Below are 14,710 nucleotides of genomic sequence, written 5' to 3' on the forward strand. Positions count from 1 at the left end.
GAAAATGGTCACACTCTGAATTATAAATCTTTCAAAGCCTGAACAAGCTCGGATTTATTCATACTGGAATAACCTTTAATCTTAAGCTCTTTGGCCAGGTCATACAGTTCCTGAAATGTTAATTCGGAGTAATCCTCTACATCCTGTTTTAGATTTTGTACAGTCTTATTGGTTTTACTGAGGATCGAATCTGTACTCTCTTTCATCTGCTTGATCAGTTCTTCACTGTTTTTTTTGATCTCTTTAAGATACTTATCTGTATTTTCGGCCAATTTCTTTCTGGTGTTCTCTCCTTTATCAGGAGCCAAAAGTACACCCAAAAGCGCTCCGGCTACAGCACCTGAAAAAGCAACAAGAATTAGTTTTTCAGTTTGCTTTGATTCCTTTTTATTGTCGAACTGACGGATAAAATTTTGAATATCTTTTTTTTCGAGCATGGCCATTATACGTGTTTTATGTTAATGTTTATTAATCTGTCAAGAACCGGCAAACAATATCCTCTTATTCTGATTCTTGCAGATATTTTTCGAACCTATCTCAATACATAAATAACATTAATTAACTTACTAAAATTTCAAATTTAACTACTGTCATCTCAATGTGATCTGTCATAAAAGACCTGTCTGGTTTCATTAGCTTATAAGTTTAATCAAATGAATATATCGGCATAACCTGACAGTTGTACCGTTAAACTTCAAGTGAATTCTTCGATATTTTTTTATCTTTCCTTGGGCGTACCTCAAGATCCCGCATTTGATCAGCACTGCTGACTTGGGACAGTTGGTACGCCTTTCTTTTTTTGGTGGCTATCCGGCTAATTGGAGCCGCCTCATCAAAGGGTTGTTCGCGTCGTTTTGAAGCGATTTCTTGCTGTTGAGCATCATGTCCGGGAGCAGAGATCTTCTTTTGTTGATTGGCCTGATCCACCGTCGGATCATAGGCGTTTCCACTGGTGAGAATTCCCCAGATAATGCGAAGCATCTTATGCATAACCACACCCAAGGCTTGTTTATGAGTTTTATTTTTACTGCGATGACGGTGATAAATGGCCTTTAGATGCGGATCTTTGAGCACGGCGCTGTTGGCACACATATACAAGGTAGCACGCATAGCCGCCCGTCCCTTTTTACTCATCCGAACCACCGGCTGTTTGTCTCCGCTTTCCCTCAAGGCAGGATGCACTCCAAAATAACCACTTAAATGGCCGGGGCTGGCAAACCGGCGGATATCTTCAATCTGGATCATCAAACTGGCCGCGCTATACGGGCCTATTCCTGGGATGGTTTCCAGCAGCCGGGTCTGTTCTCCGCTACATTCTGCCGTGAGTTTTCCTTTCAGAGAAGCAATCTGCTTTTGGCTTTCCTGAATCTGGCGGGCCATCGAGGCGATTAAAAATTCATCGGATCCATGCCCACGGGCCGCTACCGTCCGGCTGGCATCCTCAATCAACCGGGCGGCTTTTTCCAGGCTTATAAAGTTGATCTTTGCCACCGTTTGCACCCGTGCCCGCGAGAGTTTTTGCGGGCTTGGGTAGGCCTTCAGCAGTTCCAGTACCCAATTGGGAATCCCATGTTTGCAAAACCGTTGCAGCTCCGGGAAGCAACTATACAGCAACTGCCTGAACTGGGTGATCAGCTGAGTGCGCTGGCGAACCAACAGGCGAATATGCCCGTCAAAACTGCGGAAAGAGCGGTACTTGGTCTGGAGCGTATCCCAGGTAATCTCATCGCCATAGCGAATCAGGTAACGGGCAATATGAACCGCACTCAACGCATCGGTGATCTGGGTCGACAGGCTTGCCTTGGCGGCGTTCTTTACCGTCAACGGGTTCAGCCTGCTCACGTGCAGGGGAAGTTCCGTGCCGGCCTCCATCAGGCAGGCGTACCAATTGTCCTCAAATCCTCCGGTGCTCTCCACCCCCGCATAGATCTGCTCGAGGTTATAGGTGCTCATGCAACGGCCAAGCCACCGAATCAACCCCTGGTGGCCGGTGCGGGTATCATCAAACTGTACCGGCTTCGTTAATATCTGCAGCTCCTCATTGAGCAGCACAAAATCACTGTAGCCTTTACTTACATCAATTCCTACATATCCATTGTTCATCATTAATCCTCATGTTGTGTTGAATAAAAGTCAGGCTTCGTTTATCCTTATCGGTATGCGGTGTCAGGCACCAGGTTGTACCACAAACTCTACCTAACGAACAGGAGAAACTGTCAGGCGGCATCCAGGTGCCAAGGTCAGAACCTCCTTCATTCGTCAGGTAAGCTTTTCTAACTTTAAATTCAACATATAAGATCTCCCGACACCTGCGCATTGACTTGAACCTACGCACATGATAAAAATCGTGTGGTCTATACAGAAGGACCACCAGAAATACCTCAGCTTCTTGCTTAGAGAGAACAAGCAATCCTGAATGCATTCGATGGAGTTATTTTACTTCTTCCACTTTCTCTTTACGTAAGCCGATACATGTTCTCCATATTTATCGCTCACAAACTCCGACCGGTAATCGGTTCCCTTTATCAACCCGCGACAGTCACTCGCTCCGCAATTGCAGGAAAACGGCTCCATGATTTCATTGCAAAACGTGGCATAGTCAAGCGTAACCTCCTCTCCGGCCCGGATTGATCTGCGGGCGGTCACATTCATTCCCGTCAACCAGGCATTGGGTTCACAGGAGTGGTTGATGGGGATCCACTCATCGGGTTCCGGACTCCACATCACATAGATCTCATCGCTTATAGGCCATGCATATTGTCTGAACCATCTCTTTTTCTCTTCACGCCATGTACTATTCACATGGGAGCGGCTTACCAGGTGGTGCTTCTGTTCCTCATGTTCAAAAATGAGTTCCTCTCTCGAAATATCTTTTGCTGCTACAATTCGATAACCATGTTCAGGATGAAATGCCCGTTTCCACGGTTTTTGGTCAACGCGCTTCCCGGCTGATTCAAGAATGAGCTCCACAAAATGTTTATGACCACGTTCGTCGTTCAATAGAATGAGATCGGCGCTGCCTTCAGCTTCGGGAGGGTAGAAGATTCCGCAGTTCGGATTGATCTCGAGCATATAAACCTCATTTTTTTCATTTACACGCAAATCGCATCTTCCGTAACCGGTTCCATTTAATCCTTGAAATAAGCTTCGGGACGCATTCATCAATTGTCCGGCAAGCGACCTGTCGTCAACGGGCCCGGTTTTCATGCCGCTGTAGTTGATCCATTTCAGATCAAAATGCTTGAACCGTTCTCCGGGTGGAAACTGGAATTCAATGGGGTCATAGGCTACCGGATTGTTCGGATCTTTGGGATTTTCAGCTACAAGAACCGTAAACTCGCGCCCTTCGATAAACTCTTCCACCATCGCATGTACAAACCGATCGATCATGATTCGGGACTGATCGAGCAGTTGTTCATGATTCTCGACCACCGAGGAGGGTGTCAGGCCGATACTGCTGTAGCTGTTCGGATGTTTTACAATAAGCGGATATTGAAGATGGCGTGTTTCTGCTTCAAGATCATCCAGGTTTGAAATGATCGCATGCCCGGGTACCTTCACGCCGTAATAGCGGCAAACCATTTTCATCAGTTCACGGGTCGGATCATAGAATGAACTGTCTGCCCCGGTAAAGGGCACATTCAGTCGTTCCAGGGCCTGTACCACTTCAATGCCGGCCCGGTCCTCATCCCAGCTGCCGTCGCAAAGGTTTACGAAAACATCAAAGTTCTGTGAGGCCAGTTCCGTTACATGGCGGACAGCGGTCTCTTTATGCAGTAAATGATGCTCCATTTCATGTCCCTTGAAATAAGTCTCAGGAGAAGATGCATGATCGTAGGATTTCATGGGTGAATCTGATGAGTCGTAGGCGCTTTCAAGAATGCATATTTTCATGATGAAAGGTACTCTTTAATGGAAATTTATTGCATGAATTCAATTGTATTTGTGAGCCGCTGCATCGTGACCTGCTAGACGTATCGACTTACCCGAATCAGAAGCATCAAAGAGGGTACACCCGGTATTGCGTGCCGAAAAGTGGACGACACTTACGAGCATTAGTGCCGATATCCCTAAATTCGTTTAGTTTTATTTATAGCGAAATCCGATGCATTTCCAGACAACGATCAAGTTGCATAACGGTTCGGTGTTTAAGCGGCAGGCGTTTAATGCCAATTGAATGTCGCAGCGATGTAAATGTGAACACATCCTACTCGAATGACTTTCTATGCAAAAGCATATGATTTATCAGTAATTTAGGCAATGAACGAGCAAATATTAGTACGGTTTGAAACTGCTTGTCTAACGTTTAACCCCGAACTACTGCTGAATTTAGGGAAAGGATCTTGTCAGTAACATTTGCCGACAATTCAGGCTTTGAACTTTTTAGTAATAAGTCGAGTGATTTTCAGTAGATACCAATTCCGTATGACCTTTCATTAATAAGAATGCAATGCTCCGATTGAGTTATCAATCGATATATCAGTTCACGTACAATATTCGGTTCTTTAATGAAAAGTATTAACTGAAGTTATACTTCATCGATACAATACGTCCTGATTCCGGCTGCTCAATCAGTTGATCGGTTTTCTCAATCAGTTTTAATGCCCACTTTTCAGCTGTGGTTACATCATCCCGGGCGATATAGTCGACAAACTTGTTGAGTTTGTGCAATGCCTGATTAGTCCAGACTATTTCCACTTGGCCAGATTCTCTTTAATCCGTTTTTTAGCTTCCTCATGCGAAACGACTTCACCTCTTGCAATTTGTCGTTCTGCTTCGATCAACTCTTCCATCAGATCAAGCTTATCAACCATCCGCTGATACTCCGATACATCCACTAAAACAGCGGCACTTTTGCCGTGTTGTGTTAAAACAATAGATCGTTTCTGCTTCTTGATCCGGTCTATAAAATCAGCCGCATGTTTTCAATGTTTGAATCGGAAAGTGGCTGGATATCCTGGTCTATTTCAATTCGGGCTGTGTTCATAGTAGTCAGTGTTTTCTTTAAACGTATTTATAATGTACAAAATTAATACGTAATAAGATAACGAAAAGAATGAGCGGACTGTATTTGAGAAGGGTACGTTAACATAAAATTACACGACAGAACTCAAACCGTCCTGCCTGTCGCAGAATATCTGTTTTTGATGCTATTAGCAATTACAGGTTGTTATACGGGAGTTTATGCGACAGATGTTTTTTTGGCCAATGCCCGATAATAGTAGAAAACGACACTTTTTCCGCAACTCTTTTGGAGTCGCTGATTCTTACAATAGTTGGGAATAAACAAACATCTATTTATTCAATCTGGGCTTAGCGCTTAAATCGGAAACATAATAGTTCAATGCATTTAATACTGCAATTGGAAAAGCTGTAATGTTAAATAAAAGGCTTGCCGGTTTGATATTTGAGGAGAGGGGGAGGGTGATTTTCATCCGGTTTTGATTCTCTTTTTAAGAACCTGCCGGCAGGGTTTACTGCCTATTTATTCTTTCCAAAAAAGACAGCCATCACCTACGATTCCGTCCATATCAATCCATTAAGCATGATTTAGAATCGAACTCAGGTTTTTAGCTATTATTTTTTATAAAAAAACTGATTCTTGGTTTTTAAATCTTAAAAACTTTGACAGCGCTCAATTTTCTATTAAAAAAAAGCTCCCTTATTTAAAATAAAGGAGCTTTTTGGAAAATGAGTATTTTAGAATGGATTACTCAACATCACCCATAAGTTTTCTGACTCCGGGTGCTGCTAACAAGGCAACCACGCCTCCACCTCCAACAATGATAGCTACCATCTGAAACAATCCTGCAGGGGCGAGATTCTCCAACTGACCTGCCATTAGGCCCGCCATCAAGTTGCCCAAAGCTGTCGCAACAAACCAGATTCCCATCATCTGACTTACTCTGTTCTTTGGAGCAAGTTTGGTCATGGAAGAAAGTCCAACAGGCGACAAGCAAAGCTCACCGGCTGTATGAAGGAAATAAGTAACGATCAGCCAAGCCGGAGAAACCAGATTGGTTGCTGAGGCATTTGCAGAACCCCATGCCAGGACAAAAAATCCGGCAGCCAGTCCAAATAGTCCCAATCCAAATTTTACAGGAATGGATGGATTGGCATTTCTGGCAGCCAGCCAAGTCCACATAAATCCGAAAATGGGAGCAAATATTACGATAAAGGTTGGATTGATCAGTTGCAGAGTACTTGCTGGGATGATCCAGCCGCTGCCAACCTGATTGAATACCCAGTAGAAGAAGCCGATCAAGCCAACGGCAGAAACAACCAGTGCTAATTTGGCCATGCCCCAAAGATCATCTCGTCTGAATGCCTTCAGTACATAATACCCGATGGGCAGTGCAATGATAAAGGTTACGAGTAAGGAACCGTAACCTCCAAGAAATGAATTTGGACCCACAGCACGGTTTGTAAGATCGGATGCAAATAGGTTCAGTGACGAACCGGCTTGTTCGAAACCGCTCCAGAAAAGAGCAGCTAAAATGAATAGCCAAAATATGACGCCCAGTTTCTTTTTTTCTTCCGTGTTATGCCCGCCGAAGAAGATTATGTATCCGAAGAATAGCAGGGTGATGATTACAGCAACAATACCAAGGTTCTGAGCCAGAACATCAAGTGCGACATCAATGGCACCGGAGCTTTGGAGGAACCCAAACACCACTACAATGGCGATCAAAATGGATGAAACAGTATAGAAGATCTTACTCTTTTTACTCACTTCTTCTTTGGAGAAACTTTCATCCAGCTCTCCGGCGCCCCGTAAATATTTATCCCCCACTTTATAGGAAATGAGCCCTAACACCATACCAAAACCGGCGAGAGAAAATCCCCAATGCCAGTTATATCCTTCACCCAGCAAACCGCAAAGCAGTGGGCCTAAAATGGCACCAAGGTTAATACCCATATAGAAAATGGAAAAACCGGCATCACGACGTGCACCACCTTCGGGATAGATATCTCCGACCATGGAACTTACATTGGGTTTAAGAAGTCCGGTACCAATTACGATCAATGCCAGACCGATAAAGAAAAATGTTGTTGTGGGAACCGCCATACTGAAATGCCCGGCGGCAATGATACAACCTCCTACAAAAACAGCTTTTTTCTGTCCCCATATATTATCAGCGACCCAGCCACCGGGAAGGGATAATACATAAACAAAGAAAGTGTAAATACCATAGATAGCTGTGGCTTCTCCGACACTCAAACCCATTCCGGGATTATTTCCCAATGCCTCAGCTGTCATAAAAAGTACAAGCAGTGCGCGCATTCCATAGTAACTGAAACGCTCCCATAACTCGGTAAAAAATAAGGTCGAAAGTCCGCGCGGATGACCAAAAAAATCATTTGCGGTAGCGGGATTCCCGTTTGCCATGATGTCGCTATTTTAATTATGATTTAAAAATTTCAGAGTGTACCGATGATACTTAAAGAGGCAGTAGGTTGCAAGAAGGGATTTAATTCCATTTTAGCTTGGGTGCAATATCATCATAATCAAACTTATTACCACCACCTGAATGGCACAGCAATATGATGGGAGCGGTTGGGGCAATTTCATACAAATGTCCGGTTATCGTGAGTCCGTCTTTTGCCTTAGATTGTATTTTTTTAGAAGAGTACTTCCGCCCAATTACCCCCGGTGCCGGTTTCTGAACGCTATTTTGCAGTCTATGTTGGGTGCGAATCTACTGCAGGTACAGGGCCGAATTGAAGATCATCACTCAGATATGTTTTAATGATTCTATACGCTGCGTGATAAAGATAGAAGTGATCTTTTTTTGAGAATTGTATGAGTATCTGAACAGCATCTTCAAAATCATGAATAGAATCGTAGAAAAGTAACCGATCGATCTGTTTCTATTTGATTAATAAAAAAGGGAAAAAATCTCGCGGTTTTCTTTAGTAGGAGTTCGAAGATCGTAAACCGTTTGACGGTAATGATTTTCAACCTCTATGGGCAAACTCAGCTGATAGATACCATTTAAGTATATAAATGGAAGTTAGCCGAGTAGTAGTATTTCGTTTAAAAGGCTAACCCGAATGGAAGGAAAGGAGATGATAATTAACTTCTCTGAAATTGATTTGGGAGTAAGTGTTTTTTACAGAAACTCTTACTCCCAATTTCAATGGTTTATAATTAAACCGATAGAATGGTTTATAGATGGGTATACCGTGCAGTCTTATTTTCTATTGTCTGCGAGGAGGTATTTTTCCATCCTGATCAGAAATTACTATTTCAACTCTGCGGTTTTGCTGCCGTCCGGCTTCTGTTGAGTTATTTCCCACCGGGAACTGGAATGCATATCCGATTGTACTGATTCGGTTAGAAGCTATTCCCCTGTTCATCAACTCTGTTTTTACCGAGTTGGCTCTGTTTTTCGACAGTTCCAGGTTATATGCTTCAGAACCAATATTGTCGGTAAAACCCTCAATCATGATATTACGATCTGGGTATTCCTGCAAGAAACTGGCTAGCTCGTCCATGCTATTTAATCCACCGGTACGCATGGTAGATTTACCAAATTCGAAGAGTACATCCCCGAGTGTGAGTACCAGGCCACGATCTGTAGGTCGCGCTTCAAGTTCGTTTACTCTTTGAGCCAATTGTTGCGCTCTTTCTCTGGCTTCCATTGCAACTTGTCTGGATTGATCTGCACTCTGACGAGCTTCTACAGCCAAAGCTCTTTCATTTTTAGCTTCTTCCAATGAACTCTGAGCTCTTGCTTCCGCTCGATCTGCCTCACTTCGCCGAACATCCAGCAATACCTGCTGCCGCTCCACTTCACTATTCGATATCTCACTGGTTGCAGAATTAAATTTTGCTGTTTCTATGGCAATCAATGTTCTCTGCTTTGCAAGATATGCATAGTGTTCAACAGATGATTTATCCGCTTCTGCAGCCCATAACTCCTGGCTTTTTGCAAGAGTTTCCTCAGCTTCCTTTAAAGCTACAGGAGCAAATTGAACAACCATACTGTCCTGTTCTGCTTTCTTGTATTCTTCGGTTGCACTTGTAAGAAGCGGGTTGGTAGCCAGTGAGCCTGCACATCCAGTAAAAAGAAATAGCAGAGGAACAATAGCATAGCCCGCTTTAGGTAAGTATGTATTAAAAAGTAATTTTAATTTTTTCATTTGATAATCCTTATCAGGTTTTAGTCAATATTTTGATTTCTTTCAATTTCTGCCTTTAGAACTCGGATGCTCTCTCTTAATTCGGCGACCTCTTTTTGAGCCTTCCCGGATTGAGCTTTAATTTGAGCAAGTTCGGCATCCACTCTGGCTTGTTCAGCGAGTCGAATCGCTTTTCCGTATTCTTCGGCTTTTACAGCTTCTCTTGCCAGTTCCAGCTTTATTCTAGCTTCTCTGATTTCAAGGGGTGCATAGTCTTCGGCACCCAGTTGCTCCGCTTGCTGAATCACCATTTGTGTTTCTGTAAGCTGTTGACTGGGAGGATTGGTGCTTCCACATGCTGTCAACCAGCCTAATAAGGTGACACATGCTAATAATTTGTAAAACTGATTCATTTTGAACTCCTGGATCGTTAGTTGAAGGTGGTATATTTTTGACAGGCATTTTTTCACCCATCAAAGCCATACTTTTTCTAAGTAAAAATGCTCAGTTATTACAATTAATATGTTACAAAACAACAGAAATTACTTACATAAATTACTGTTTTTTCGATTTTTATTACTAAAAAAAATTATCCACCGGCTATGCAGTAACCATGGATTTTTCTATCAATAGATCTTATCCATCATCAGAGTGCCGTTTATTTTTGAACCGTGTGTCGTATTCATTTCCAGAGTAAGTTCTGACTCAATTCAATTTGAAGTGAACAACTCAAAAAGACGATATAGAAGATGGACATCAATAAGGACTCTCAAAGGATAACTTTTGAGGATTTCTTAGTTTTAGATAATTGAGAAATATATTACAGGCAGACCCACAGATTTTCATTCTCCAAATCCGGATAGAGTCGGTCAGTTTTTTATCAATATTTATGTCTGAATCCGACATGTTCAGCATTGTGTTAATCGGATATCTTATTTCACTGATCGTCGGATTAGTGCAACGATTGGCCGGCTTTCTTGTAATTCCATAAAAAAAGCCCGGATGGAAATTCCATCAGGGCTCTTATGTTAATTGCTAATACTTCTCTTGATTATTTACCCATTTAAACTCTCCTGAAATTGGGCTAGTATGAATTCTCCGCCCGGTACGTTATGAAGGCAGGGTACTGAGTGGTATTCCCAATGAGGGCGTTGAAAACAAGAGGAATATACATCAAAAATATAGCAGCCCCGAAATTCCTCCGGAGCTGCTATTGATGTAACATGAAAAGATTCTTTTTAAACCTTTTCAGTCATTCTCTTCATTTAATTTACTTCAACGATCGTGTTGGCATCCAATATAACTGCTGTTTGAGCTAACAAACGTCCATTCATCGAAGCTCCTGTAGTAAGTGTGATACCGGTCATTGATAGAATGATACCCTCAAAATGTGAGTCTGTGCCAATCGTTACTTCACCGGCAACTTGCCAGAAAATATTTTTGGCTTGTGCACCACCACTCAGTGTAAAGTTTAGATCAGAGCTTACGGACAGGTTTTCAGCAATCTGGAAGATCCAGACTTCATTCTCACCGCCGGATAGTACAACATCTTCAGCAGCTGTAACGGTATTTGTCCATTTATAGAGGCCTGGACTAAGTGTTTTTCCGCCAATATCACCGGTATGTAATTCAACAAAATCCGGATTTGGACGTCCTGCAGCATCATTGTACGCGGTAATCATGTTTTCCACCGCTGTTGTAAGGTTTATAGGAGTTGGGTCTGCCATATCAGCTGCATATACATTTCCGGTTACCTGGTCTGAAGTAGCATAACCGGTGTTATCGGTCAGGGCAAATCCCGTTATAAAAGATGTTGCTGCCGGGCTCAGGCCCAGGTCTCCGGTAATGGCTGAAGTCGGGACATTATTAATAGCCGTTTTGGCCAGAATAACATAGTCACCTGATGTTCCCAGCTCCACTACCTCTAATGTCGCAGTTGAGCCACCTGTTGTAAAACTCCACTCAGTTTTGGATTCAAGAGCGACTCCTTTAGAGCTTTTAGCACCCACTGAAATCGCCGCTGTATATACTTCAGATGCATTCAGGGGATTGACTGGGGTAAACGTAGCAGTAAACGTAGTAGTTGTTCCTGCATACGAAACATCGCCTTCAACTGCTGAAGAACCTTGTTTTAGCGTAAAGGTTGTTTCGTTGATTGTAGTAGGATCCATTGGCTCACTAAAAGTGATGGTAACAGAGACATTACGTTCGATGTTTATCGCGTCAATTTCCGGACTTGTAGCGATGACCGTAGGGACCTCGATTTCCGGTTCTTCTGGTACACCGGTACTGTTATCATTACATCCCACTAAAAAAACAGCAACTAAAATAGCTGTTAAGGCGCTCATATTGAAATATGTATAAATTGATTTCATGTTACTAAAATTTACCCGATAAAACGGGATCATGTGACATAATTATCACACCTACAAAATCCACAATAATAGCATAAAAATTGTTACACAGAATGAGAAAATAGTTATATAATTTTCTGTTTTTAAATTATCTAAAACCAAGATATAAGTTCAAAAAAAAGCCCGGATGGAAAATCCATCCGGGCTCTTATGTAAATTACTAATACTCTCTTGTTTATTTAACTATTCAATCTCTCCTGAAATTGGGCTAGTATGAATTCGGCTCTATTATTGAGCAGGGGTTACAACGGTGTTACCTTCTATGGTAACGGCTGCGATTCTCGCCAATAATCTCCCTTCAACAGAAGCACCGGTGTTTACGGCTATGGACTGGTCGGCCATGATGGTTCCCTTCATAACTGAAGTTGTACCCAAAGTTGCTGATGTGCCTACTTGCCAGAAAATATTGGATGCTTTTGCACTGCCCGCTAATATCACCTTGCGATCTGAACTTGTTGTAAGGGTGGATGCAATCTGAATAATAAAGACGGCATTGGCATTACCTTTGGCATCAAATGTAAGGTCACCTGAAGAAATTTCCAGCGAACCGTTAGACTTATATAGTCCCGGTGTCAGTGTCAATCCGCCAAGGTTTCCGGCCAGTTCAACAATGTCGGTAGAAGTTCTACCCGCTGCATCGTTATAGGCAGTGGTTAAATCTCCTTTCGCTGTTGTCATAACAGAGGGAGTAGGAGCTCCATAGTCGGAGGCGTATAAATTACCCGTTACTTGAGCAGATGTTGCGTACTGATCACCGGTTGTGTAAACCATTGAAAAACCTGTGATCATAGAACCCGCTGCAGGACTTAAGCCAATATTACCTGTGATTGCTGATGTCGGGATGTTAGAGATCTCGGAACCGGCCAGGATCACATAATTACCGGCTGTTCGCAGGTTTATTGTTTCCTGATTTGTGGTTTGAATAGGGATGATGATTTCATCCTCATCATCAATGCCGGTACTGTTGTCGCTGCATCCTATCATTACCGTCGCCACTAAAAGAGCTGCTAAGGTAGTCGTGTTGAGATATTTAAAAATTGATTTCATGTATTTATTGTTTACCCGATAAAACGGGTTATTGTGAAATAATTATCACAAAACAACATACACTATAAAGCAGCGGTAACTGTTACACGCCAAAGGAAAAGAGTTACATAAGTTCTTGTTTAATTATGGCGGCTAATGGTCGAGTTGCAACCTGTTTTCTTGGTCTGAGATCTTTATTTCAAAAGAATTCTCTTGTCAGAGATCTTCAAGGTTATCCAGCTTTTGTTGCTTGAGCTGTTTAAAAAATGACGGGGTAAGCCCGGTTACTTTTTTGAACTGATTGGAAAGATGAGCTACACTGCTATAGTGCAATTTTTGGGATATTTCGGTGAGATTCAGTTCGTTATATAAAATAAGCGCTTTAGCTTTTTCAATTTTGTTTCTGATGATAAATTGCTGGATGGTAATTCCAGTCACTTCTGAAAAGATATCGGAGAGATAATTATAATCCTTCCCAATTTTTTCGCTTATATAATCCGAGTAGTTCACCTGAGGTATTTCATCGGAGTGATGAATCATTTCAATAATGATGGTTTTTATTCTGTCTATCAGGATTTGCCTCTTATCATCCAACAGTTCCAGTCCTGACTTCATAAGATTCATTTTCAGCTTCTCTCTTTGTTCCTTAGTGATATCCTCTAAAATTTCTGCAGTACCCAATTCTATTAGTACAGATTTCACCCCCAGTTTTTTCAGTTCTTCTTTCACCATCATCTTGCAACGCCGGCTCACCATGTATTTGATATATAGTTTCATAGGCTATTATAATTGATAATATTTTTTAAAGTGTTTCAAAAGAGCGTATTGAAAACTTTAAACTTTCATCGAATGATATAAATGAAGAGATATATGAAGTTTTAATTTCTACGTCGTGTATTCAGCGTTAATTCGTACATATTCGTAGGAGAAGTCAGATCCCCAGCCAACGGCTTCAGCATCGCCCTGATTTAAGTCGATCAGAATAATGATGTTTGAGCTCTCCATTACCTTGTCCAGCTTTTTACGAATTCCATCAACCGGTTGTGATTTTTCAAGTACCGGAATCAAATTGTTCATCTTGGTACCGAGATAGAGATCGAGCTGCTCGGGATCGAAATCAACGCCCGCTCGTCCTGCTGCGGCAATGATGCGTCCCCAGTTTGGATCGGAGCCGAAAATGGCTGTTTTAACCAGGTTGGAGTTGGAAACCGTTCGTACAACCTTTCGGGCTTCCTCTTCGGTTTTGGCACCTTTTGTTCGGTACTCAATCAGCTTGGTTGAACCTTCACCGTCAGATATAATCAACTTGGCGAGGTGTGTACAGAGCTGTTCAAGGTTGGCTAGAAAAAGATCGTAGTTGGCATCCTTTTCAGTGATCTCTTCATTACCCGCTTTCCCGTTGCACATTATACCAACCATGTCATTGGTGGATGTATCGCCATCTACGGTAATCATATTAAACGATTTATTCACAGCAGTACGCAGGGCTTCATCCAGCAGTTTGGGGGTGATTGCGATATCAGAAACAATAAATCCGAGCATGGTTCCCATGTTGGGATGAATCATTCCCGACCCTTTGGCAATGCCGCCCATGTTGATTTCTATTCCATCTACTTTAAATGAGGTGAATCCCTCTTTGGCAAAGGTATCGGTCGTTAAGATGGCGTTGGCCGCCAATGATCCGGCAATCTCCCGGCTGGAGAGTTTTGTTACACTTTCTCGAATTCCATTCAGAACCTTCTCGGTTGGAAACGGCTCACCGATCAAACCGGTAGAGGCTACAATGACCGAGTCAACGGGAATGTTCAGCTCCCTGGCAGTAGTTTCGGCCATCGCTACAGCGCCTTCCATGCCTTTCTTTCCGGTGCAGGCGTTTGCATTGCCGGAGTTGATCACAAAAGCCTGAGCCTTTCCTTTTTTAATGTGCTTTACGACTTAGTTTAACCGGTTCGGCACAAACCACATTTCTCGTAAATACCGCCGCAGCAGATGCGGGAACTTCAGAGTAGATCAGTGCGAGATCCCGGCGTTTTGATTTGATACCCATATGGGCTCCCCAACAGGTGAATCCGCGAACGTGAGTTATATTTTTTAGCATTATTGGTAAATGAGTTGTTTAGAGAAATTAGTTTTTACTCAGTGAG

The 14,710-nt window shown here is 42.5% G+C and carries 12 protein-coding genes and 1 pseudogene; all 13 read right to left on the minus strand.

All coding sequences use genetic code 11. From position 1 onward, the window contains the following. Positions 1-20 precede the first annotated feature (20 nt). Entirely contained in the window at positions 21-437 is a 417-nt protein-coding gene (locus U5K35_RS11705) for a YtxH domain-containing protein (protein WP_322571646.1), read from the minus strand. Between the two features lie 250 nt (positions 438-687). Next, complete coding sequence (locus U5K35_RS11710; RefSeq protein ID WP_322571647.1) at positions 688-2,106, minus strand: IS110 family transposase; 1,419 nt, start codon at positions 2,104-2,106, stop codon at positions 688-690. Positions 2,107-2,436: 330 nt separating this feature from the next. Continuing rightward, on the minus strand, positions 2,437-3,894 hold the full coding sequence (locus tag U5K35_RS11715) for an SET domain-containing protein-lysine N-methyltransferase (protein ID WP_322571648.1): 1,458 nt from the start codon (positions 3,892-3,894) through the stop codon (positions 2,437-2,439). 624 nt (positions 3,895-4,518) lie between these two features. Next, complete coding sequence (locus U5K35_RS11720) at positions 4,519-4,698, minus strand: type II toxin-antitoxin system RelE/ParE family toxin (protein ID WP_322571649.1); 180 nt, start codon at positions 4,696-4,698, stop codon at positions 4,519-4,521. After that, a pseudogene (locus tag U5K35_RS11725) lies at positions 4,689-4,913 on the minus strand (type II toxin-antitoxin system prevent-host-death family antitoxin); the annotation flags it as partial. The pseudogene U5K35_RS11725 and the gene U5K35_RS11720, both read right to left, overlap by 10 nt. A gap of 797 nt (positions 4,914-5,710) precedes the next feature. Next, a complete protein-coding gene (locus U5K35_RS11730) occupies positions 5,711-7,390 on the minus strand; it encodes an oligopeptide:H+ symporter (protein ID WP_322571650.1) in 1,680 nt (559 codons plus the stop codon). Between the two features lie 812 nt (positions 7,391-8,202). Beyond that, positions 8,203-9,147: an OmpA family protein gene (locus U5K35_RS11735; protein WP_322571651.1), complete on the minus strand. Its 945-nt coding sequence runs from the start codon at positions 9,145-9,147 to the stop codon at positions 8,203-8,205. Between the two features lie 20 nt (positions 9,148-9,167). Further along, on the minus strand, positions 9,168-9,539 hold the full coding sequence (locus tag U5K35_RS11740; RefSeq protein ID WP_322571652.1) for a DUF4398 domain-containing protein: 372 nt from the start codon (positions 9,537-9,539) through the stop codon (positions 9,168-9,170). An 852-nt stretch (positions 9,540-10,391) separates the two neighbouring features. Beyond that, on the minus strand, positions 10,392-11,501 hold the full coding sequence (locus U5K35_RS11745) for an ice-binding family protein (protein ID WP_322571653.1): 1,110 nt from the start codon (positions 11,499-11,501) through the stop codon (positions 10,392-10,394). Between the two features lie 267 nt (positions 11,502-11,768). Then, positions 11,769-12,587 (minus strand): ice-binding family protein, encoded by an 819-nt coding sequence (locus tag U5K35_RS11750; protein WP_322571654.1) that lies wholly within the window; start codon positions 12,585-12,587, stop codon positions 11,769-11,771. 195 nt (positions 12,588-12,782) lie between these two features. Continuing rightward, positions 12,783-13,343 (minus strand): AraC family transcriptional regulator, encoded by a 561-nt coding sequence (locus tag U5K35_RS11755; protein WP_322571655.1) that lies wholly within the window; start codon positions 13,341-13,343, stop codon positions 12,783-12,785. A 108-nt stretch (positions 13,344-13,451) separates the two neighbouring features. Continuing rightward, the gene (gene argJ / locus U5K35_RS11760; RefSeq protein WP_322571656.1) at positions 13,452-14,462 is read right to left on the minus strand and encodes a bifunctional glutamate N-acetyltransferase/amino-acid acetyltransferase ArgJ; all 1,011 of its coding nucleotides are present in this window, start codon (positions 14,460-14,462) and stop codon (positions 13,452-13,454) included. Between the two features lie 22 nt (positions 14,463-14,484). Continuing rightward, positions 14,485-14,664 (minus strand): bifunctional ornithine acetyltransferase/N-acetylglutamate synthase, encoded by a 180-nt coding sequence (locus U5K35_RS11765; protein WP_322571657.1) that lies wholly within the window; start codon positions 14,662-14,664, stop codon positions 14,485-14,487. Positions 14,665-14,710: the final 46 nt, after the last annotated feature.

The organism is Rhodohalobacter sp., assembly GCF_034521535.1.
Lineage (GTDB): Bacteria > Bacteroidota > Rhodothermia > Balneolales > Balneolaceae > Rhodohalobacter.

What these genes read in the sequence shown, in the direction of transcription:
- U5K35_RS11705 (WP_322571646.1), bottom strand. Translation starts at nt 437, where the DNA reads ATGCTCGAAAAAAAAGATATTCAAAATTTTATCCGTCAGTTCGACAAT.
- U5K35_RS11710 (WP_322571647.1), bottom strand. Translation starts at nt 2,106, where the DNA reads ATGATGAACAATGGATATGTAGGAATTGATGTAAGTAAAGGCTACAGT.
- U5K35_RS11715 (WP_322571648.1), bottom strand. Translation starts at nt 3,894, where the DNA reads ATGAAAATATGCATTCTTGAAAGCGCCTACGACTCATCAGATTCACCC.
- U5K35_RS11730 (WP_322571650.1), bottom strand. Translation starts at nt 7,390, where the DNA reads ATGGCAAACGGGAATCCCGCTACCGCAAATGATTTTTTTGGTCATCCG.
- U5K35_RS11735 (WP_322571651.1), bottom strand. Translation starts at nt 9,147, where the DNA reads ATGAAAAAATTAAAATTACTTTTTAATACATACTTACCTAAAGCGGGC.
- U5K35_RS11740 (WP_322571652.1), bottom strand. Translation starts at nt 9,539, where the DNA reads ATGAATCAGTTTTACAAATTATTAGCATGTGTCACCTTATTAGGCTGG.
- U5K35_RS11745 (WP_322571653.1), bottom strand. Translation starts at nt 11,501, where the DNA reads ATGAAATCAATTTATACATATTTCAATATGAGCGCCTTAACAGCTATT.
- U5K35_RS11750 (WP_322571654.1), bottom strand. Translation starts at nt 12,587, where the DNA reads ATGAAATCAATTTTTAAATATCTCAACACGACTACCTTAGCAGCTCTT.
- U5K35_RS11755 (WP_322571655.1), bottom strand. Translation starts at nt 13,343, where the DNA reads ATGAAACTATATATCAAATACATGGTGAGCCGGCGTTGCAAGATGATG.
- U5K35_RS11765 (WP_322571657.1), bottom strand. Translation starts at nt 14,664, where the DNA reads ATGCTAAAAAATATAACTCACGTTCGCGGATTCACCTGTTGGGGAGCC.